Source organism: Actinomyces oris (assembly GCF_001929375.1).
GTDB classification, from domain to species: domain Bacteria; phylum Actinomycetota; class Actinomycetes; order Actinomycetales; family Actinomycetaceae; genus Actinomyces; species Actinomyces oris_B.
Genome location: NZ_MSGO01000006.1, coordinates 79,659 through 100,600 on the forward strand (window position 1 = coordinate 79,659; position 20,942 = coordinate 100,600).

Annotated in this window: 18 protein-coding genes and 1 pseudogene; 14 read left to right on the forward strand and 5 right to left on the reverse strand. The window is 71.3% G+C overall.

What is annotated here, in order from left to right:
* Positions 1-19: 19 nt before the first annotated feature.
* Entirely contained in the window at positions 20-1,300 is a 1,281-nt protein-coding gene (locus tag BKH32_RS01765) for a M48 family metallopeptidase (protein WP_075248350.1), read from the reverse strand.
* Positions 1,301-1,662: 362 nt separating this feature from the next.
* Between BKH32_RS01765 and BKH32_RS01770 the strand changes: the two genes are divergently transcribed.
* Complete coding sequence (locus BKH32_RS01770) at positions 1,663-2,382, forward strand: peptidyl-tRNA hydrolase (RefSeq protein WP_075248351.1); 720 nt, start codon at positions 1,663-1,665, stop codon at positions 2,380-2,382.
* A 258-nt stretch (positions 2,383-2,640) separates the two neighbouring features.
* On the opposite strand, the gene BKH32_RS01775 is transcribed toward BKH32_RS01770, so the two are convergent.
* Both BKH32_RS01775 and BKH32_RS01780 read right to left on the reverse strand, forming a co-directional pair.
* On the reverse strand, positions 2,641-3,204 hold the full coding sequence (locus BKH32_RS01775; protein WP_075248352.1) for a GtrA family protein: 564 nt from the start codon (positions 3,202-3,204) through the stop codon (positions 2,641-2,643).
* Between the two features lie 96 nt (positions 3,205-3,300).
* Positions 3,301-3,954 carry an HAD-IA family hydrolase gene (locus BKH32_RS01780; protein ID WP_075248353.1) on the reverse strand — a complete coding sequence of 218 codons (654 nt, stop codon included), beginning with the start codon at positions 3,952-3,954 and terminating at the stop codon, positions 3,301-3,303.
* Between the two features lie 82 nt (positions 3,955-4,036).
* Between BKH32_RS01780 and BKH32_RS01785 the strand changes: the two genes are divergently transcribed.
* Positions 4,037-5,422 carry a M18 family aminopeptidase gene (locus BKH32_RS01785; protein ID WP_178384527.1) on the forward strand — a complete coding sequence of 462 codons (1,386 nt, stop codon included), beginning with the start codon at positions 4,037-4,039 and terminating at the stop codon, positions 5,420-5,422.
* Between the two features lie 2 nt (positions 5,423-5,424).
* A complete protein-coding gene (locus BKH32_RS01790; RefSeq protein ID WP_075248354.1) occupies positions 5,425-5,880 on the forward strand; it encodes a YchJ family protein in 456 nt (151 codons plus the stop codon).
* Between the two features lie 30 nt (positions 5,881-5,910).
* On the opposite strand, the gene BKH32_RS01795 is transcribed toward BKH32_RS01790, so the two are convergent.
* Positions 5,911-7,017 (reverse strand): NADH:flavin oxidoreductase/NADH oxidase, encoded by a 1,107-nt coding sequence (locus tag BKH32_RS01795; protein ID WP_075248355.1) that lies wholly within the window; start codon positions 7,015-7,017, stop codon positions 5,911-5,913.
* A 117-nt stretch (positions 7,018-7,134) separates the two neighbouring features.
* Between BKH32_RS01795 and BKH32_RS01800 the strand changes: the two genes are divergently transcribed.
* A complete protein-coding gene (locus BKH32_RS01800) occupies positions 7,135-8,127 on the forward strand; it encodes a patatin-like phospholipase family protein (RefSeq protein ID WP_075248356.1) in 993 nt (330 codons plus the stop codon).
* Here the strand turns inward: BKH32_RS01800 and BKH32_RS01805 are convergent.
* Positions 8,103-8,669, reverse strand: a complete 567-nt coding sequence (locus BKH32_RS01805) for an NUDIX hydrolase (RefSeq protein WP_075248357.1) — start codon at positions 8,667-8,669, stop codon at positions 8,103-8,105. The two genes, BKH32_RS01800 and BKH32_RS01805, sit on opposite strands and share 25 nt — an antisense overlap.
* Positions 8,670-9,057: 388 nt before the next feature.
* Between BKH32_RS01805 and BKH32_RS01810 the strand changes: the two genes are divergently transcribed.
* The 10 genes and pseudogenes from BKH32_RS01810 to BKH32_RS01855 form a co-directional block, all read left to right on the forward strand.
* Complete coding sequence (locus BKH32_RS01810) at positions 9,058-10,083, forward strand: alpha/beta hydrolase (protein WP_075248358.1); 1,026 nt, start codon at positions 9,058-9,060, stop codon at positions 10,081-10,083.
* A 131-nt stretch (positions 10,084-10,214) separates the two neighbouring features.
* The gene (locus tag BKH32_RS01815) at positions 10,215-10,799 is read left to right on the forward strand and encodes a biotin transporter BioY (RefSeq protein ID WP_075248359.1); all 585 of its coding nucleotides are present in this window, start codon (positions 10,215-10,217) and stop codon (positions 10,797-10,799) included.
* Positions 10,800-10,915: 116 nt separating this feature from the next.
* Positions 10,916-12,031 carry an LLM class flavin-dependent oxidoreductase gene (locus tag BKH32_RS01820; RefSeq protein ID WP_075248360.1) on the forward strand — a complete coding sequence of 372 codons (1,116 nt, stop codon included), beginning with the start codon at positions 10,916-10,918 and terminating at the stop codon, positions 12,029-12,031.
* Positions 12,032-12,195: 164 nt separating this feature from the next.
* Positions 12,196-13,842 (forward strand): ABC transporter substrate-binding protein, encoded by a 1,647-nt coding sequence (locus tag BKH32_RS01825; protein ID WP_256690415.1) that lies wholly within the window; start codon positions 12,196-12,198, stop codon positions 13,840-13,842.
* The gene (locus BKH32_RS01830; protein ID WP_075248361.1) at positions 13,835-14,764 is read left to right on the forward strand and encodes an ABC transporter permease; all 930 of its coding nucleotides are present in this window, start codon (positions 13,835-13,837) and stop codon (positions 14,762-14,764) included. The genes BKH32_RS01825 and BKH32_RS01830 overlap by 8 nt, the downstream gene beginning before the upstream one ends.
* Positions 14,757-15,746, forward strand: coding sequence for an ABC transporter permease (locus tag BKH32_RS01835; RefSeq protein ID WP_075248362.1), 990 nt, complete (start codon positions 14,757-14,759; stop codon positions 15,744-15,746). Before BKH32_RS01830 ends, BKH32_RS01835 begins: the two co-directional genes overlap by 8 nt.
* Positions 15,743-17,611 (forward strand): dipeptide ABC transporter ATP-binding protein, encoded by a 1,869-nt coding sequence (locus BKH32_RS01840; RefSeq protein WP_075248363.1) that lies wholly within the window; start codon positions 15,743-15,745, stop codon positions 17,609-17,611. The genes BKH32_RS01835 and BKH32_RS01840 overlap by 4 nt, the downstream gene beginning before the upstream one ends.
* Before the next feature lie 32 nt (positions 17,612-17,643).
* Positions 17,644-18,339 carry a hypothetical protein gene (locus BKH32_RS01845; RefSeq protein WP_256690416.1) on the forward strand — a complete coding sequence of 232 codons (696 nt, stop codon included), beginning with the start codon at positions 17,644-17,646 and terminating at the stop codon, positions 18,337-18,339.
* Positions 18,340-18,507: 168 nt separating this feature from the next.
* A complete protein-coding gene (gene typA, locus BKH32_RS01850) occupies positions 18,508-20,430 on the forward strand; it encodes a translational GTPase TypA (protein WP_075248364.1) in 1,923 nt (640 codons plus the stop codon).
* Between the two features lie 15 nt (positions 20,431-20,445).
* Positions 20,446-20,942 (forward strand): annotated as a pseudogene (locus BKH32_RS01855) (VanW family protein); the annotation flags it as partial.

Genomic DNA, 20,942 nt, shown 5'->3' on the forward strand with positions numbered 1-20,942 from the left:
GTCGAGACCCCGGCGGGTCTCAGTCCTGGTCGGGCCCGTCGCCCGGCCACTGCGGAGCCGAGGTGTTGGGGCCGGCTGTGTCGGAGACTCCCGTGGGCCCACTCACAGTGTCCGCGGACGGGGTGTATCCGTAGGGGTCGGGCTGCTGCGACCCGAAGGAGCCGGCCGCGTTCGGGGGCGCTGTGAAGGCTGCCTGCCCGAGAGCTGCGGTTCCCACCGGAACGGGAACGAGGGAGGCCCAGCGCAGCTCATTGCGGGGCGGCTCATAGGCCACGCCGGGGTAGCGGCCGAACTGCTCCTCGCTGGGCACGGCCGAGGAGGTGGAGTCCAGCGCCGCGAGCATCTGCTCCGGCGTCGGCCAGGAACCGGACCACCCGCTGCCGCTGGGAGCCGACGGCGGGAACCAGGCAGTGGACTCCGGCGGACGGATCATGATCCGTCCCGGGCGGCTGCGGTCGCGCAGGGCGTGGGCGCGCCAGGTGACGACCGGGTGCGTGGAGCGCCAGACGGACACGTGCAGCCACAGCCCCTTCTCCCGCGTGGCCCGATCTGCCAGGGCGTGGGTGTTGACCTCGGCCCCCAGGTACTTGCCGCCGGAGAGCACCCCCATGACCCCGGGCACGCCCTCAGGGGCGTAGGCGTAGCCGTGGTTGTCCGCCGTGTACTCCTGGGCCCGGCTCAGCGCGTTGCCCAGAAGCGGAACACTGCGGCCGAGGGTGACGAACAGCAGGCGCAGGAGGGAGATGTGGCCTGCGGCGAGGTGCCCGACCTCGTGCCCGATCACGAAGCGCAGCGCCTCGGGGTCGCGGGCCTGGCCGCCGATCTCGAACATGTCGGAGTGGACGGCCACGAAACGCCGGTAGCCGTGGCCGGAGGCGAAGGCGTTGATCCGACCGTTGCCCATGGTCACGTAGGCATCGGGAACCCGACGCAGGCCGAACTGCTGGGCCGCCTCGACGACCATCCGGTAGCCCTCCGGGAACTGGGTGGGACTCATCTGGACCGCGGTCGCGCGGAGCTTGGCGTACAGCATCGCGCGCACCACCCACAGGATGATCGGGATGATGGGGACCAGCAGGAGGAACTGCACGCCGCTGCTCTTCTCGCTGAGGAAGAAGTCGCGAACCTGAGCCCCCGGACCGGTCGGTTCGGGCACGGCGACCAGCCAGATCACCAGGGCGATCCACAGCAGATAGGCCAGTGCCGTCGCCACGCTGGTCGCGATCAGGAGCGGGATCTCGGCAGGGTGACGCAGCTCGCGGATTCCTCTGAAGCCGTGAACGGTCGCGCCGTTGAACATCCTCGGGCGGGAGGGCGGCACGGCCGACGGCGTCGTGCCAGAAGAACCGGGGACGGTGGATGGAACAGGTGGTCGCATGGCGGTAACCTAAAGGACTCGCCGCTGGAATCATCTCCTGCCCCAGGAGGATCTTCGCCTCCGACTTATCCGCCACCTGGTGGGAGATAGTGGCGGTCGATCATGCCCCCGAACGCTCCTGCGCCTCCAGCATCCCGGCAGGGGCCGGGGGAGCGGGCGGGACCTGACGGCGTCGATCGCGACCCCGTAGGCTCCTGCCCGTGCCGCACTCCGCATCGCCGTTCCTGCCGTCATCGCCTCTGCCCTCCCTGTCCGGGAACCCGGACCACACCGTGCCCTGGGGCATGCAGATCGCCGTGCGCTACGACAAGGTCCACCCGCCCCGGCGCATCGACGTCGCCGAGGCCGCCGCCCGCGCCGTCGTCTCCCTCCTGGCCTCACCTGCCGCCGCCCCCGGCGGGCCGTGGAGCTCGGCCGTCGGCTATTGGCGCGACGGGCGCATCCGCAAGCTCGTGCGCCGAGCCCGGGGCAAGCGCTGGGAGGAGGTCCAGGGCATCGACGGCGTCACCGTCACCCAGGAGGGCCCCACCGGCTGGGGGCAGGCGGCCGCCCGCGCCTTCGTCCCCGGACCGGTGCGCCCCCTGCCCGGGGCCCTGGCCAAGACCCAGGTGGAGGGCACCCACTTCCCGCCCGGTGACGAGATGCCCCCGCCGCCCGCCGAGATCACCGCGCGCGCCGCCAAAGACCCGGCCGCGGCCGAGGAGATCGCGCTCACGGCGGCGTCGGCCTCCGCCGGGGCCCTCGTGACGATCGAGGCCACGCCCCTGCACGAGATGACCTCGGGCAAGCTGGCCGCCCAGTGCGGCCACGCCGCTCAGCTGGCCTGGGAGAGCAGCGCCATGCCGCCCGCCCTGAGGCGGGCCTGGGCCGACGACGGCTACCGGGTGCGCGTCGTCGTACCCAGCCGGGAGCAGTGGGAGACCACCACCCGGCCCGTCAGCGTCACCGACGCCGGCTTCACCGAGCTCGACGGCCCCACCGAGACGACCCGCGCCTCCTGGTGAGGGCGCGGCGTCTGAGTGTCCCTCCGCAGAGGGGCACCGGCGACCCGCCAGGCCTCCTCCGTCAGCCCGCCATCGCCGCCGGGACGACCGGTCCCCGGACTCCCGCCCGAGCGAGCGTCTCAGAAGCCATGACACTCTGAATCGGGAACTGCGTTTCCCGTCCAGGACGTACTTCTCCTACAGATGACTGAGGTCGGACCCCAGTCATCTGGGGGACAACGCAGTCCTCGTCGGAGAAGTACGTCCCCGATCGGGTGCCTACTGGTGCTGCTCCTCGGGCTCCGGCACCCCGCGGAACACCAACAGACGGATGAACACGTAGAGGTAGATGCCCTCGCAGCAGGCCGAGATGACGCGCGCCAGCTCGGCATTGACCCCGAACCAGTGCAGCAGCGAGGACAGGCCCAGGATGAAGATGACGTACTGGCTGATGACCCCGGCCATGTAGCCCGCCCCCTGCTGGACGACGTGCCCGTGGGCCTGGAAGTTCAGCCACCGGTTGAGCAGGAAGGAGTAGACGGCCGCGATGACGTAGCCGACCGTGACCGCCACCGGGTAGAACCAGTGGAGGCGGTTGTAGAACACCCACAGGCAGGTGATGTCCAGGAAGAAGGCGGAGCCGTTGATGATCGCGTAGCCGATGAAGGTCACCGGCAGCCGACGGCGCACGAAGCCCGGCAGGATGGAGTGGATCGCCGTGATGAGGCGCAGGAAGACCTCCGGGGCGCGGCGGGCCGTGGGGGCGGAGGACTCGACGGTGGACGCAGCGGCTTCAGCGGTGGCGGTCCCGGGGGCCCGGTCGTCCGTCGCGGTTCCTGCCATGAGGTGTCCTTCCCGGTGATGGCTCCTGTCAGAGGGAGTCTTCCCCGACCGCGCCGGTTGGGCAAGTTCCGAAAGGAGGAACAGCGGCCCGCCGGCTCATCCTTGCGGCGGAGGGGCGGCCTGCGTCAAGACCTGGGCGACCTCGCGGCGCAGCAGCTCGCCGCCGGCGTCGGCCGGGTGGTGGATAGTGCGCAAGCCCACCTCGCGGGCCGCGGCGATGTTGGTGGCGCTGTCATCGACGAACAGGGCCTGGTCCGCCTCCACCCCTGCGAGCTCCAGCAGCCGGTGGAAGTAGGCGGCATCCGGCTTGGCCACCCCCAGCGTGCAGGAGTAGCCGTCGATGTCGCACAGGCCGTCATAGCCCAGCTCCTCGCGCATCCAGGCTCGACGCTCCCACTGCTGATTGGTGGCCAGGACTGTGGTGTAACCGGCCTCGCGCAGGTCCCCCGCCAGCTGCCAGGCCAGAGGGTCGGGCGTGGCCCGGTGCCACATCTCCAACAGGTCCGATGCGCGCAGCTCCAGCCCCAGGCTGCTCACCACCCGCTCCAGCAGCTCGGTCAGGGTCTCCCGGCCCGCCAGGGCGTCGGTCTCACCATCGATCATGGCCTGGGCGAAGGCGGGTCCGCCGCCTCGGGTCAGCGCCTCGCCCCACGGGGTGCCGATGAGCTGAAGAACGCCGTCGGCATCGAGCAGGACGGCGCGCACGGGTGTGGACGAGGCGGGCGGGATGACCGGCTGAGAGATGCTCATGCCCCGATTCTGCCCTACCTCACGGTGGGTTTCGGTCGGGAGACAGACCGGGCATGGGGCGCACCGGTGGAAGACTGGGACCATGACTGATCCCGCCAGCACACCCGCCACTGCCTCGCCCAGCCCCTGTTCCGGTGCCCTCGCCGCCACCGAGGCCACCACCGACGCCGCCGCGATCCTGCACGACGACGACGCCTACACCGACTCGCTCATCGACTTCGTCACCGCCTCGCCCAGCTCCTACCACGCCGCAGCCGAGGTCGCCCGCCGCCTGGAGGGGGCCGGCTTCACCCGCGCCGAGGAGACCGTCACCTGGGAGGAGGACCTGCCGCGCCGCGGCTACGTCATCCGCGACGGCGCCATCGCCGCCTGGGCGCTGCCCGAGGCACTCACCCCGGGGACGGGCCTGCGCGTCGTCGGCGCCCACACCGACTCCCCGGCCCTCAAGTTCAAGCCCGCCGCCGCCCTCGTCCGCTCCGGCTGGCAGCTCATCAACGCCGAGGTCTACGGAGGCCCCCTGCTCGCCTCCTTCCTCGACCGCGAGCTGGGCCTGGCCGGACGCCTGACCACCCGCGACGGCACCGTCCACCTCGTGCGCACCGGCCCCATCGCCCGCGTGTCCCAGATCGCCCCGCACCTGGACCGCAGCGTCAACGACACCCTCCACCTGGACCGCCAGACCCACCTGCTGCCCCTGTGGTCACTGGCCGCCCCCGACGCCGCCCCCGACGCCGTCGAGACCCACCTGTGCGAGATCGCAGGCATCGACCCGGCCGAGCTCGCCGGCCACGACGTCCTGACCTACCCCACCCAGGCGCCCGCCCGCTTCGGCCGAGACGGAGAGTTCCTGGCCTCCTCCCGCCTGGACAACCTCTCCTCCGTCCACGCCGGACTGGTCGCCCTCGAGGCGCTCGCGGCCGCCGGGACCGAGCCCGCCGAACCCGTCATCCTGGTCGCCTTCGACCACGAGGAGGTCGGCTCGGACACCCGCTCCGGGGCGGGCGGACCCTTCCTCGAGACGCTCCTGCGGCGCCTGGCCCGAGCCCTGAGGGTCAGCGGTGACGGCCTCGATGCCCTCCTGGCCCGCTCGACCTGCGTGAGCGCCGACGCCGGACACTCCGTCCACCCCTCCTACGCCCACCTGCACGACCCGGCCGTCCAGCCGCTCATCAACCACGGCCCCCTGCTCAAGATCAACGCCCAGCAGCGCTACGCCACCGACGCCGCGGGCGCCGCGATCTGGGCGCGGGCCTGCGCCGCCGCGGGCGTGCCCAGCCAGGACTTCGTCTCCAACAACGCCGTGCCCTGCGGGTCCACCATCGGCCCCATCACCGCCACCCGCCTCGGCATCACCACGGTCGACGTCGGCGTGCCCCTGCTGAGCATGCACTCGGCCCGCGAGATGTGCGGCGTCCAGGACGGCCCCTGGCTCGCCCAGGCCCTGCACGCCTACTGGCAGGGGGCCTGAGCATGGCGGGGGAGCGGGCGGGCCGCGGGGCCCAGCCGGACTCGCCGATCCGCGCCGCCGGCGTGCACGGCGCCGACCCCTGCCCCTGCGGCGGCGGGCGCACCTACGCCCAGTGTTGCGAGCCGCTCCACGACGGCGCCCCGGCGCCCACCGCCCAGGCCCTCATGCGCTCGCGCTACACGGCCTTCGTCGTCGGCGACGAGGACTACCTCTTCCGCACCTGGCACCCGCGCACCCGCCCCGAGGGGCCCTACTGCCACCCCGGGACCCGGTGGACGGGACTGACCATCCACGAGACCGTCGACGGCGGGGCGGATGACGAGACCGGCATCGTGGAGTTCACCGCCACCTACCGCAGTGGCGACGGGCGCGGGGGAGTGGTGGACGACGCCCTGCGCGAGCGCTCCCGCTTCACTCGCCGCGCCGGCCGCTGGCTCTACCTCGACGCCGTCGGATAGGGCCGGCGGCCCCGGGCGGACGGGGACCGCTCAGCTCCAGGTGCCGCGCCAGTACTGGATGGGCCAGGGGGCCTCGTCCCAGGAACGCGCCCCCAGGTCCGCCGCCCAGCGCAGCGGCAGGTACGGATCGCGCATTGCGGCCCGGCCCACGGCGATCGCGTCGGCCTGCCCGGCGATGAGCGCCTGCTCGGCCTGGGCCGCCTCCTCGATGAGTCCCACGCCCACCACCGGGACGTCGCTGCCGGCCACGGCCCGCCTGACCTGCTCGGCCAGCGGCAGCTGGTAGCCGGGCCCCACCGGGACCGCGGCCGGGACGTTGCCGCCGCTGGAGACGTGCAGGACGTCGACGCCGGCCTCCACCAGCTCGCGGCTGAAGGCGGCGGTCTCCTCACCGGTGACGCCGCCCTCGGCCCAGTCCGAGGCCGACAGGCGGATATCGAGCACCGTCTCCGGCCCGATGGCCTCGCGCACGGCCCGCACCACCTCAAGGGGGAGGCGCTGCCGGTTCTCGACGCTGCCGCCGTAGGAGTCGGTGCGCTGGTTGGACAGGGCGGAGCGGAACTCGTGGATGAGGTAGCCGTGGGCGCCATGGACCTCGACGACGTCGTAGCCGGCCTCGACGGCGCGCCGCGCGGCCGCCGCGAAGGCCTCCACGATCCGACCGATCCCGGCCTCGTCCAGCTCGGTGGGAACCGCGTGCTTGGGGAAGGGGATCGCACTGGGGGCCAGCAGCTCCCAGCCCTCCAGGGTGCCGGTGCGCGCGCCCTCCACCTTGGGGCGCCACGGGGCGGTCCCCGCCTTGCGCCCGCCGTGCCCGATCTGGATGCCGGCCAGGGCGCCGCCGGCGTGGATCGCCTCCACCAGGCGGTGCTGGCCGGCGACCTGCTCATCCGACCACAGCCCCAGGTCGTAGGGGGACAGGCGCCCCTCCGGGGTGACCGCCGTGGCCTCCACGATGATCGTGCCGAAACCGCCCACCGCGCGGCTGGCGTAGTGGACCACGTGCCAGTCGGTGACGACGCCGTCCTGCGCCTCGACCGAGTACATGCACATCGGCGGCAGCCACAGGCGGTTGCGGGCGGTCAGCCCGCGCATGGTCATCGGCTCAAGAATGCGCAGCGCGCTGGAGGTCGTCATGGCCTCACGCTACTCTCCCGACCACTCAGCAGGCACCCGACCGCTCAACAGATATGGGGCGGGAATCACCCGTGCGATCACACCATGGAACTCAATGGAACTCATAGGCTCCCGGGCGTGAGCTCGCGTCCTGCCCCCGTCACCGACCCTGTCCAACGGCCCGTCCCCGTCACCGACCCTGAGCACCGGCCCGCACCCGTCACCCACGGCCCCGACGACGTCGCCCTCGTCTTCGAGAGCGGCGGCATGCGCGGGGCCTACACGGCCGGCCTCGTGCGCGTCATGCTGGAGGCCGGGCTCTCCTTCCCCTGGGTCGGGGGCATCTCGGCGGGCTGCACCAACACCTGCAACTTCGTCTCCCGGGACACCTGGCGCACCCGCGAGGCCTACCTGGGGCTGACCACCGACCCCAAGGCCGGCGGCTGGGGCAGCTTCGTGACTGGCAAGGGCTACTTCAACTCCGAGCACATCTACCTGCACACCTCCGCACCCGACGAGTCCATCCCCTTCGACTGGGAGACCTTCGCCGCATCGCCCACGACAGTGCGCCTGGGCGCCTTCCGCTGCGACACCGGCGAGGAGGTCTACTGGGGCCTGGAGGACATGCCCACCATGGAGGACCTGCTGGTGCGGGCCCGGGCGTCGTCGTCGATGCCGGTGCTCATGCCCATGGTCGAGGTCGACGGCGCCCCCTACGTGGACGGCGCCGTCGGGCCCACCGGTGGCTTCGCCATCGACGCCGCCCGCGCCGACGGCTACGACAAGCTGCTCGTGGTCATGACCCGCCCCGAGGGCTACCGCAAACCGCCCATGCGACGTCACGAGATCGAGGTCCTCCAGCGGCTCTACGCCCGCTACCCGGCCCTGGTCCAGGCCGTCGTCGACCGCCCCGAGAACTACAACCGAACCATCGAGGAGCTGGAGCACCTGCGCAGCCAGGGGCGCGCCTACCTCTTCCGGCCCGAGCGCATGCCCATCGCCAACGGCGAGCTGCGCTACGACCGCATCGTCACCGCCTTCGAGGCCGGCCTGGCCCAGGCCCGCCGCGAGCTGCCCGCCATCGAGGACTTCCTGGCGGGCCGAGCTCAGTGCGGCAGGGCGACGCCGTAGCGGGCGATGTCCTGGCCCTCATCGAATCCGAAGGTGATGACCGGGGGGACCGGCTCCCCGCCGGCGAGGGAGGCGGCCAGCATCTCCAGGACGTGGCGCTCGTGCGGCGGAACGGCCTCGGGCAGATCGGTCAGGGGGAACCAGCGCAGACCCGCGTTCTTGGCCGGCTCACGCACGCTCGGCGTGCCCGCCCAGGTCCGCAGCGTGAAGAACAGGTCGATGCGCTGCTCCAGAGCCGCACCGCCCAGGTCATTGGTGCGGTGCATCGCCGTCAGCGCCGTCAGGTCCTCCGCCTCGACGCCGATCCCCAGCTCCTCATCGGTCTCACGCAGAGCCGCCTCCAGGACGCTCTCGGCGGCCTCGACATGACCCGAGGCGCCGCAGGCCCAGTGCCCGTCCATGTAGCCGGTGCCCCGCCGCAGCTGGAGGAGCACCTGGGTCGCGCTGCTCGCCGCCACGGCGTCCCGGTCCACGGCGCCCGGATCGGGACGCAGGAGGTAGACGTAGACGGCGGGAACGAGAGTGAAGGAGTGGGCGGCCATGGCGACCACCGTAGACCAGGTGGCGGAGCGGGGCCGGGCGGGCAGGGCGAGTGGGGAGAACTGTCGGGATACGGGCGACCGGAACTCATGAAACCATCAGGAATGTAGGCGATGCTCCGGTTCAGTCAGTCATCAGTGGCCGTCTGCAGCAGCTCAGCAGCGTGCCCGTCCTGAGGCATCTGAGAATCGCCTCGGCGGTAACGCTGCCGGCTCGACGTCGGACAACTAGGATTCACCCTGGGGTGACGGGAGAGCCCGGGCCCAGCCCGCGACCCCGACGTCACTGCCGACCATCAGCCGTCGACACGATCAATGATGACCAATGCCGACCCGAGCCCGACCGACGCCCCGTTGACGTCGATTGACGACGCTGCCTGAGGAGGACTTGATGCAGACCAGCCTTACTCGGCTCACGGCCGACGACGGAACGCGCCTGGTCGTGCACATCTGGCTCCCCGAGTGGCTCATCGACGGCTCCCTCCAGGTAACCGACGCTCCCGAGGCCGGCGCCCAAGCGCGTACCCCGGCCGCGCTGCGCCCGCAGGTGCCCGGCGCCGCCCGCCCCCGGGGCATCATCGTCATCGCCCATGGCATGGCCGAGCACGCCTCGCGCTACGCCCGCTTCGCCGCCTCCGCCGTGGAGGAGGGCTATGCGGTCCTGGCCGAGGACCATCGAGGCCACGGGGCCACCGCCGCACCGGGTGGCTTCGGCTTCATCGCTGAGCGAGACGGGTGGGACAGGGTCATGGCCGACATGGGCACCGTGCTGGACGCGGCCCGGCGGGCCTGGCCCGATGTTCCGGTCTTCCTCATGGGCCACTCCTGGGGCTCCTTCCTGGCCCGCGACCTGGCCGCGCGCCGCGGCGGCGAGCTGGCCGGCCTCATCCTGCTGGGGACCGGTGCGGGGATCGGCGCATTGGCCGGCCCCGCCGCAGCGATCTGCGCCGGTGAGTCCCGGCTGCGCGGCCCGCGCCGCCCCTCCCGGCTGCTCAACGCGCTCGCCTTCGGTCCCTACCAGCGGTACTTCGCCCCCAACCGTACCGAGGCCGACTGGATCAGCCGGGACGTTCACGAGGTCGACCGCTATGTCGCCGACCCCTGGTGCGGATTCGTGTGCACCTCCAGCTTCTTCCGCGACCTGGTGGCCGGGCAGGGCGCCGTCAACACGGCCTCCCACGCCACGGCGGTGCCCGCGGGGCTGCCCATGCTCCTGGCCTCCGGTGACCGGGACCCGGTCGGGGCTATGGGGCGGGGCGTCCAGCGGGCCGCCACCCTCTACCGCCGCGCCGGTGTGCGGGAGGTCTGCGTCATCCTCTACCCGGGCGGGCGCCACGAGCTGCTCAACGAGACCAACCGGGACCAGGTCACCGGCGACATCCTCACCTGGATCGACGGACACCTGCCCGAACTGTGAGAATCACCGGGTAATCGCGGATTTCAAGGCAGTTAACCGCGTCATCCTTGTAGGAAACCTACAAGCTGCGCGGTGGCTCTTCGGTGGGAACCGGTCGTTCGTCCTGTCGGCGATCCCCGTAGGGTGGAGCCATGGTCACCAAACCCTCCACGTCAGCCGTCGGTAGCCTCGCCCACAGTCCTGCACTCGCCCACGTCCGTGAGGCCGGGCTGGTCCTGGTTGGAACGCTCGCCCTGGCTCTCATCGGCCAGATCTCGATCCCCCTGCCCTTCACTCCTGTGCCGATCACCCTGGGCACCTTCGCAGCCCTGGGTGTCGGTGCCGTGCTCGGCTCGCGCCGCGGCGCCCTGTCCGCGCTGCTCCTCGGCGCCCTGGCCGCTGTCGGGGCCCCGGTCCTGGCCGGCTGGAGCGGCGGTACGGTCGTGACCTTCGGCTACGTCGTCGGCTACGTCCTCATCGCCGTCATCGCCGGACGCGCCGCCACCGTGTGGTCGCGCCACTCCGGCTCCGCGACCGCCCGGGTCGCCACCGGCACCGCCCTCATGCTGCTGGCCTCGGCCTCGGTCTACGTCCCGGGCCTCATCTGGCTGAAGGTCGCCACCGGCGCTGGCTGGAGCACTGCCCTGACCCTGGGTCTGGTGCCCTTCATCGTGGGAGACATCCTCAAGTCCGTGGTCGCCACCGGCCTGCTGCCCGTGCGCAGCCGACTTCGCTGACCGCCCTGACCGTAGGGGTCTGACTCTCCCGTGTGCCCAGCCGAGCTCCGTGCTCGGCGGGGCACACGGGTCTCAAGGCCCGCTTCGGGGCGGTCGGAGGGGGTTAGAGTGCCCGCATGAGTCAGCCCGAAAGGCGGGCCGTACCCGTCCTGTCCGTCATGGACATGGTCCCCGTCAGCGCCGGGCGCAGCCGCACCGACGCCCTCACCGACATGATCGCCCTCGCTCGAGCCGCCGACGCCGCCGGCTACGAGCGCTACTGGCTGGCCGAGCACCACGGCTCCACCACCTACTTGTCCTCGGCGACCATCGTCCTCATGGGGCAGGTCCTGGCCGCCACCGAGCGCCTGGGTGTCGCCTCCGGCGGGATCATGCTGCCCAACCACGCCCCGCTCGTCGTCGCCGAGCAGATCGGAACCCTGGCCACCCTCTACCCCGGCCGGGTCGACCTGGGGCTGGGACGGGCCCCGGGAACCGACCGGCGCACGGCCGCCGCCCTGCGCCGAGGGGCCTCCGACCCGGGGCGCTTCGCCGAGGAGATCCTGGAGATCCTCACCTACCTCGGTGACGCGCCCGGGCCGGAACGGGTCCCCGGTTCCCTCCTCCTGGGCGCCCCCGGAGCTCCTGACCACGCCCTCCACGCCCCAGAGTCCGGCGGCCCCCGAGTGCGGGCCATCCCGGGGGAGGGCACCCACCCCGACGTGTGGGTGCTCGGTTCCTCGGTCAACGGCGCCCGCGTGGCGGGCAGGCTCGGACTGCCCTTCGCCGTGGCCTCGCACTTCGCCCCGGTCCAGGCCGACGCGGCGATCGCCACCTACCGCTCCGTCCTGGAGTCCCGAACGGCAGACGCCCCAGACCTCCAAGGCGCGCCGGACGTTCCGCGGGTCGCGGCCGCCGTCAATGCCATGGTGGCTCCCAGCCGGGAGGAGGCTCGCCTGCTGTTCAGCACCGCCATGGCCGCCGCCGCCCGCATCGTCGGCAACCGGCCCGGGCCACTGGACCCGCCCAGCCAGGACCCCCAGGCCTGGCGCACCTACGCGCCCGGCAAGGAGAGAGCCGTCGAGGCGGCCATGTTCCTGTCCTTCGTCGGGACGGCCGACGACGTCGCCGCCCGCCTGCGTGAGCAGGCCGCCCGGTGGGACCTCGACGAGATCCTCGTGGTCACCTACGCCCACGACCCGGCCCTGCGGCGCCGCTCCTACGAGCTGCTCGCCCAGGCCTGGAACGCCTGAGCGTGCCAGTTTCTCACGGTTTGACACCTGTTCCACGTGTCGATTCTGTTTCCTCGGCGGACGTAGTATGCCCGCCTATGGGCGGCGCCTGAGCCCCTCAGCGCGCCGGAAACCCTCTGTCCCAGTGACGAATCCCAGTCGGTTCCATGCCCCATGGAGGTCGCATGAACAACGCCCTGACAGTGTCGCGCCGTGGCTTCGGGCTCGGCGCGGCCGCCTTCGGCCTGCTCCTGGTCTCAGGATGCTCGCGCGGATCGAGCTCCGGTGGAGACGGTTTGGGCAGCGGCAGCGGCAAGCTGACCCTGGCCTACAACTCCGATGGCCCCCACAAGACCTGGGCCGAGGCGGTGTGCCACTCGGTGTCCAACGTCCTGGGCATCACCATGGAGCCCCTGCCGGTGGCCCAGTTCTCCGAGATGCGCACCGCCATCACCAAGCACACCCTCCTGGGCGCCTTCCGCAGCGGCTGGTCGGCCGACTACCCCTCGCTGGAGAACTTCCTCAACGCCACCTTCCAGACCGGTGCCGGCGCGAACGACTCCCAGTACTCCTCGAAGACCTTCGACGACCTCCTGGCCAAGGCGGCAGCGGCCACCGACCCCCAGACCGCCTACGGCTACTTCCGCCAGGCCCAGTCCCAGCTCTTCGCCGACCTGCCCGGCATCCCGCTGTGGTACCAGAACGGGTTCGGCGGCTACTCCCGCAACGCCTCCAACGTCGACTTCAACTGGACCGGCATCCCGGTCTACGAGGAGGTCCGCTCCAGCGCCAACGGCGGCGTCATCCTGGCCAATCTCTCCGAGCCGCAGAACTCGCTGCTGCCCACCAACACCAACGAGGCCAACGGCGGGCGGATCCTCGACCTGATCTACGCCGGCCTGATCCGCTACGACAAGGACGGCAACGTCGTCAACGAGGTGGCCTCCTCCATTGAGACGACGGACAACCAGCACTACACGATCACCCTCAAACCGGGCTGGACCTTCTCCGACGGCAGCCCGGTGACCGCCGACTCCTTCATCAAGTCTTGGAAGTTCGGCGCCCTGCTGTCCAACGCCCAGCTCGGCTCCTCCTTCTTCGAGCGGATCAAGGGCTTCTCCTACGACGAGGACTCCGAGCTGACCGGGCTGACCAAGGTCAATGACCTCACCTTCACGGTCGAGCTGAACGCCCCGGCGTCGGACTTCAAGATCAGCCTGGGGCACTACGCCTACTACCCGATGCCGGACTCCGCCTTCAAGGACATCAAGGCCTACGGCATCAAACCCGTGGGCAACGGCCCCTACCGGCTCGTCTCCTGGGACCACGACAGCCGGATGGTCCTGGAGCCCAACCCCGCCTACGCCGGCGGGCGCACCGTGGCGAACAAGGGCATCACCTTCAAGCTGTACACGAGCTACGACTCGGTCTACAACGACCTGCTGGCAGGCGCCATCGACATCGCCGACTCCGTCCCCGACGCCTTCCTGCCCATCTTCCAGAAGCAGCTGGGCGAGCGCGCCATCAACAAGCCCGCCGCCTTCTTCCAAGGACTCGCCATCGACGTCACCCACGAGCACTGGAAGATGGACGAGGAGGGGCGCGCCCGCCGCGCCGCCATCTGCCGGGCCATCGACCGCAAGCTCATCTGCGACAAGCTCTACTACGGCACCCGCACGCCCGCCAAGGACTTCACCGCCCCACCGTCGTGGGCTGGACCGCCGATGTCCCGGGCAACGAGGTCCTCACCTACGACCCGGACGAGGCCAGACGCCTGTGGGCGCGGGCCGAGGCCATCTCCAAGTTCTGAGGGAGGAAGAAGACATGCTTGACTACGTTGGACGCAGACTGCTGCAGATGATCCCGGTGTTCTTCGGGGCCACGCTGCTCATCTACGCCATGGTCTTCGCCCTGCCGGGCGACCCGATCGCCGCGCTCGGGGGCCAGCGCTCGCTCAGCCCCGAGGTGATCGCCCAGATCAAGGCCAGCTACCACCTCGACAAGCCCTTCATCGTCCAGTACCTGCTCTACCTCAAGGGACTGTTCACCCTGGACCTGGGCCAGTCGCTGCGGGGGACCGAGTCCGTCCTCGACGTGCTGGTGCGGGCCTACCCGATCACCATCAAGCTCTCCCTCATGGCCCTGGCCTTCGAGGCCATCGCGGGCATCGGCTTCGGCCTCATCGCCGGGGTGAGGAAGGGCGGCTGGTTCGACGCCACCGTCCTGGTGCTCTCCCTGGTGGTCATCGCCGTGCCCACCTTCGTCATCGGCTTCGTCCTGCAGTTCATCGTCGGGGTACGCCTGGGCTGGCTGCCGGTCACCGCCGGTGAGAGCCCCGGTTTCACCGAGCTGCTCATGCCCGCGGTCGTGCTGGGCGCCGTCTCCTTCGCCTACGTGCTGCGCCTGACCCGTACCGAGGTGGCCGAGAACCTCACCGCCGACCACGTGCGCACCGCCCGGGCCAAGGGCCTGAGCGGGGCCCGCGTCATGATCGTCCACGTCCTGCGCAACTCCCTGGTCCCGGTCGTCACCTTCCTGGGCGCGGACCTGGGAGCCCTCATGGGTGGGGCCATCGTCACCGAGGGCATCTTCAACATCAAGGGCGTGGGGGGCACCCTCTACTCCGCCATCATCCGCGGCGACGGCCCCATGGTCGTGTCCTTCACCACCGTGCTCGTGCTCGTCTTCATCATCTCCAACCTCCTGGTGGACCTGCTCTACGCCGCCCTGGACCCGAGGATCCGCTATGCCTGAGAACACCGAGAACCCCGAGAACGCTGTGTCTGCCACGCCCTCGCCCGCCGTGCGTCCGGGCCAGGAGCGCTTCGTCATCGCCGACGACGAGATCGGCCTGGGCGCCGTCGACGCCGTCGCCGACGAGTCCGCTCCGGCCTCCGTGTGGGTCGATGCCTGGAGGCAGCTGCGCCGTCGCCCCATCTTCTGGGCGGCCTCGGTGCTCATCGCCGTGGCCGTGGCCTTCTCCCTCGTGCCCGGGCTCATCGCCCCGCGCGACCCCGGCTACTGCACGCTGGTCAACTCCTACCAGGGGCCCTCCTGGGCCCACCCCTTCGGATTCGACATCCAGGGCTGCGACATCTTCGCCCGCACCGTCCACGGGGCCCGGGCCTCGGTGAGCGTGGGCGTCTTCACCACCCTCGTCGTGGTCCTCGTCGGCTCGGCCGTCGGGGCCCTGGCCGGCTTCTTCGGCGGCTTCTTCGACGCGCTGCTCTCGCGCGTCACCGACATCTTCTTCGCCGTGCCCTTCGTCCTGGCGGCCATCGTCGTCATGCAGATGTTCCGCAACGACCGCTCGATCCTCACCGTCATCCTGGTCCTGGCCCTGTTCGGCTGGCCCCAGATCGCCCGCATCACGCGGGGGTCGGTCATGAGCGTCAAGAACGAGGACTACGTGACCGCCTCGCGGGCACTGGGCTCGGGACGCCTGGCCATGCTGCTGCGCCACGTCATGCCCAACGCGGCCGCCCCCATCATCGTGACGGCCACCGTCGAGCTCGGCGTCTTCATCGTCTCGGAGGCCACCTTGAGCTTCCTGGGCATCGGCCTGCCCTCCTCGGTCGTCTCCTGGGGCGCGGACATCGCGGCCGCCAAGGACGCCCTCAACAGCCACCCCAGCGTCCTGCTCTTCCCCGCCGGCGCACTGGCCCTGACCGTGCTCGGCTTCATCATGCTCGGCGACGTCGTCCGCGACGCCCTGGACCCGAAGGCCCGCAAGTGACACCCTCCAACGCATCCACCACCGCCTCAGGCGCCTCCGACAAGACCTTCGCCCCCGCGGCCTCCTGGAACGCCGAGAAGGACCCCCTCCTGGAGATCACCGGCCTGGAGGTCGCCTTCCGCTCCTCGACCGGGCTCGTGCCGGCCGTGCGCAAGGCGAACCTGACCCTCTACCCCGGCCAGTCGGTCGCCATCGTGGGGGAGTCGGGCTCGGGCAAGTCCACCCTGGCCCACGCCGTCATCGGGCTGCTGCCCGGAACCGGCCGGGTCACCGGCGGCACGATCCGCTTCCAGGGCCGCGACATCACCCACCTGCGCACCCAGGAGCTCACCGCCCTGCGCGGCTCCTCCATCGGCCTGGTGCCCCAGGACCCCATGTCCAACCTCAACCCGGTGTGGTCCATCGGCTTCCAGGTCAAGGAGGCGCTGCGGGCCAACGGCCTGGCCGGCGTCGCCGACGACCGCCTCGCCCACCTCATGGCCGAGCACACCGAGGGCGCCGACCAGCCCGCCCCCGCCGCCGGCGGGCGCATCGACGTCAACGAGCAGGTGGCCCTCCTGCTGGAGCAGGCCGGCCTGCCCGAGGCCTCCCGGCGAGCCAGCCAGTACCCCCACGAGTTCTCCGGCGGCATGCGCCAGCGCGCCCTCATCGCCATCGGCCTGGCCGCCCGCCCCGACCTGCTCATCGCCGATGAGCCCACCAGCGCCCTGGACGTCACCGTCCAGCGACGCATCCTCGACCACCTCCAGACCCTCGTGCGCGAGCTGGGCACCGCGATGCTCTTCATCACCCACGACCTGGGGCTGGCCGCCGAGAGGGCCGAGCACATCATCGTCATGCACCGCGGCCGGGTCGTCGAGTCCGGCCCCAGCCTCGAGGTGCTCCAGGAGCCCCGCCACCCCTACACCCAGCGCCTGGTCAAGGCGGCCCCCTCCCTGGCCTCCCGGCGCATCGAGTCCGCCCACGCCCGCGGCATCCAGGTCACCGAGGACGAGCTCCTGGGCGCCAGCCTCGGATCGAGCTCCACCGAGGAGATCCTGCGCGTGGAGCACCTCACCAAGGTCTTCAAGGTGCGCGGCCCCATCGGCGAGGACAACACCCTCACCGCCGTCGACGACGTCAGCTTCGGTATCCGCAAGGGCACGACGACGGCGCTCGTGGGGGAGTCGGGCTCGGGCAAGTCCACGGTCGCCAACATCATCCTCAACCTCATCGACCCCACCTCCGGCAAGGTGTTCCACGACGGGGTGGACCTGTCCACCCTGGGACCCAAGGAGCTCTTCGCCCTGCGGCGCATCATGCAGCCGGTCTTCCAGAACCCCTACGGGTCCCTGGACCCGATGTACTCGATCTTCCGCGTCGTCGAGGAGCCGCTGCGGGTCCACGGGATCGGCACCGCCAAGGAGCGCGAGGAGCGCGTCGCCGAGCTGCTCGACATGGTCTCCCTGCCGCGCTCGGTCATGCGCCGCTACCCCCACGAGCTCTCCGGCGGCCAGCGCCAGCGCGTCGCCATCGCCCGCGCCCTGGCCCTCAAGCCGGAGATCGTCGTCCTCGACGAGGCGGTCTCCGCCCTGGACGTGCTGGTCCAGGCCCAGATCCTGCGCCTGCTGTCCGACCTGCAGGCCGAGCTGGAGCTGACCTACCTGTTCATCACCCACGACCTGGCCGTCGTGCGCCAGATCGCCGACGACGTCGTCGTCATGGAGCACGGGCGGATCGTGGAGTCCGGGGCGGCCGATGAGCTCTTCGCCAATCCGCGCCAGGACTACACCCGAGAGCTCATCCGGGCCGTCCCCGGGGCGGGTATCGACCTCTACGGTGATGAGGCGGGAGATGAGACGGCGGGCAAGGCGGCCCAGGAGTGAGCGCCGGGCATGATGTGCCCGTGCAGGAAACCGTGCCCACCACTGTGCCGGCCGCCATGCCGGCCGCCATGCCGACCGTCGTCATCCGCTCCCTGCCGGCCCGCCTGGGCACCGCCCTCATCGGCCTGGCCGCGGCGGGGATGTCCCTGACGACCGGCCTGGCCGACGGAGCCGCCTACGGGCTGCGCACCACGGCCTGGGCGGGAGCGCTCACCTTCCTCACCTGGCTGTTGTGGTGGGCTCCGCAGATCACCCTGACCCCGCAGGCCCTCACCATCCGCAACGCCTGGCGTACCCACGTGCTGGGCTGGGACGCGGTCGAGCTGTGCCGCACCCGTTGGGGACTGTCGGTCATCACGCCCGACGACGTCGAGGTGCGCGCCTCGGCCGCTCCCCGCCGTGGCGGCATGGCCGAGTCCTTCCGACGCCGCCAGGAGCTGCGCGAGCAGCAGGAGCGGCGCGACGGCCTGCGAGGCCGCGATCCGGCCCCGGTGGTGCGCCCGGAGTACCTCACGGGGGAGGGGACTCACCGCACCAACCTCGACACCGGCGACGCCGGGTCCCTCATCGAGGCCTACGCCGAGCAGGCGCGCAGCCGTCCCGCTCGGGACTCCGACGATTCCGCGCCGGGCGCGGCCACCGGCGTGACCAGCAGCCTCAACCGTCCGGTCCTTCTGGCCGCCGGGCTGCTCGCCGTCGCGCTCGCGGCCGTGACCGTGCTCCTGTGACGTGGCCTCCCGGTGACCTGAGCGTGAGTGGGCGCACAGGGCGGGTGTTGGCCCTGCCATGGCAGGTCACGACCGGCGTCCTCTAATCTTTCCCTGTTTCTTGCCCTGTGGCTGGTGCCGTGAGCGGTACCTGGCCCGCGGCGTCCCCCACCGGAAGAAGTGCCCCCTATGAGCGTGCGCCAGGACCTGCGTAACGTCGCCATCGTCGCCCACGTCGACCACGGCAAGACCACTCTTGTCGACGCCATGCTCTGGGAGGCGGGGGCCTTCGGGGCCCGGGCCACCGAGGAGACCACCGGCGAGCGCGTCATGGACTCCGGCGAGCTGGAGCGCGAGAAGGGCATCACGATCCTCGCCAAGAACACGGCGGTCCACTACTCGGGGCCCTCCGCCGCGGACGCCGGCTGCCCCGAGGGCATCATCATCAACGTCATCGACACCCCCGGTCACGCCGACTTCGGCGGTGAGGTCGAGCGCGGGCTGTCCATGGTCGACGGCGTCGTCCTCCTCGTCGACGCCTCCGAGGGGCCCCTGCCCCAGACCCGCTTCGTGCTGCGCAAGGCCCTGGCCGCGAACCTGCCGGTCATCCTCGTGGTCAACAAGGTGGACCGCCCCGACTCCCGGCTCGACGAGGTCGTCTCCGAGTCCACCGACCTGCTGCTGTCCCTGGCCAGTGACCTGGCCGACGAGCACCCCGACATCGACCTCGACGCCGTCCTGGACGTGCCCGTCATCTACGCCTCCGCCAAGGCCCGCCGCGCCGACACCGAGGCCCCGGCCGACGGCGAGCTGCCGGCCAGTGAGAACCTCGAGCCGCTCTTCCGCACCATCATCGAGCGGATCCCCGGCCCCTCCTACGAGGAGGGCGCCCCCCTGCAGGCCCACGTCACCAACCTGGACGCCTCACCCTTCCTGGGGCGCCTGGCGCTGCTGCGCATCCACAACGGCACCCTGCGCAAGGGGCAGACGGTGGCCTGGGCCCGCCACGACGGCTCGCTGGCCTCCGCCCGAGTCTCCGAGCTCCTCGTCACCGAGGGCCTGGACCGCAAGCCCGCCGAGGAGGCGCACGCCGGTGACATCGTCGCCGTCGCCGGGATCGAGGACATCACCATCGGCGAGTCCCTCGTCGACCCCGAGGATCCGCGCCCCCTGCCGCTCATCACCGTGGACGACCCGGCCATCGCCATGACCATCGGCATCAACACCTCCCCGATGGCCGGGCGCACCAAGGGCGCCAAGGTCACCGCCCGCCAGGTCAAGGACCGCCTGGACCGCGAGCTCATCGGCAACGTGTCCCTGCGGGTCCTGCCCACCACCCGGCCCGACGCCTGGGAGGTCCAGGGACGCGGCGAGCTGGCGCTGGCGATCCTCGTGGAGCAGATGCGCCGCGAGGGATTCGAGCTGACCGTCGGCAAGCCGCAGGTGGTCACCCGCACCGTCGACGGCAAGCGCCACGAGCCCATCGAGCGCATGACCATTGACGTCCCCGAGGACTACCTGGGCGCCGTCACCCAGCTCATGGCCGCCCGCAAGGGCCAGATGGAGACCATGACCAACCACGGCACCGGCTGGATCCGCATGGAGTTCCTCGTGCCGGCCCGCGGCCTCATCGGCTTCCGCACCCAGTTCCTCACCGAGACCCGCGGCACCGGCATCGCCTCCTCCATCGCCGAGGGCTACGCCCCCTGGGCCGGGAAGATCGTCTCGCGCACCACCGGCTCCCTCGTCTCCGACCGCGCCGGGGCCGTGACCGCCTACGCGCTCATCCGCCTGCAGGACCGCGGCAGCTTCTTCGTCGAGCCCACCCAGGAGACCTACGAGGGGCAGGTCGTGGGGGAGAACCCCCGCGGCGAGGACATGGATGTCAACGTGGTCCGCGAGAAGCAGCAGACCAACATGCGCTCCTCGACCGCGGACACCTTCGAGGCCCTTGTGCCGCCGCGCCGCCTCACCCTGGAGGAGGCCCTCGAGTTCGCCGCCGACGACGAGTGCGTCGAGGTCACCCCGGAGGCCGTGCGCATCCGCAAGGTCATCCTCAACTCCCAGGAGCGTTTCCGCGAGAACGCCCGCCGTCGTCGTGCCGAGGCCTGAGAGGAACCGCCGCCCATGAGCCAGTCCGTCAACCGCGGGGAGAAGCCTGCCGCCTCCGAGGCAGCAGCCGACGCCGTTGAGGCTGCTGAGCCGGCTGAGCCGGCCGGGTCCGTCGAGGAGCCTGAGGCGGCCCCGGCCGCCGAGCAGCCTGAGGGGAGGGCCGCCGATGGCGACTCCGCGGAGGGCCCGGACGCTGATGACACCCCGACCCTCAACCTCGGCGACGAGGCTCAGGACGAGCCGGCTGGGTCCGTCGAGCAGTCCGAGCAGGCTGAGGAGTCCGGCGGCGAGGCCCAGGAGAAGCAGGAGCCCGCTGAGGATGCCGAGGTCGTGAAGCTCGCTGAGGCGGCTGAATCGGCCCAGCCCGCTGTACCTGTCGAGTCTGTTGAGTCGACCGAGTCCGTCGAGCAGCTCGAGGAGCCTGAGCAGTCTGAGGAGCCTGAGGAGGCTCCGGTCGTCGTCGAGGAGTCCGAGGAGAAGGCCCCCGCTGCTGAGGACGCCGGCGAGGTCGC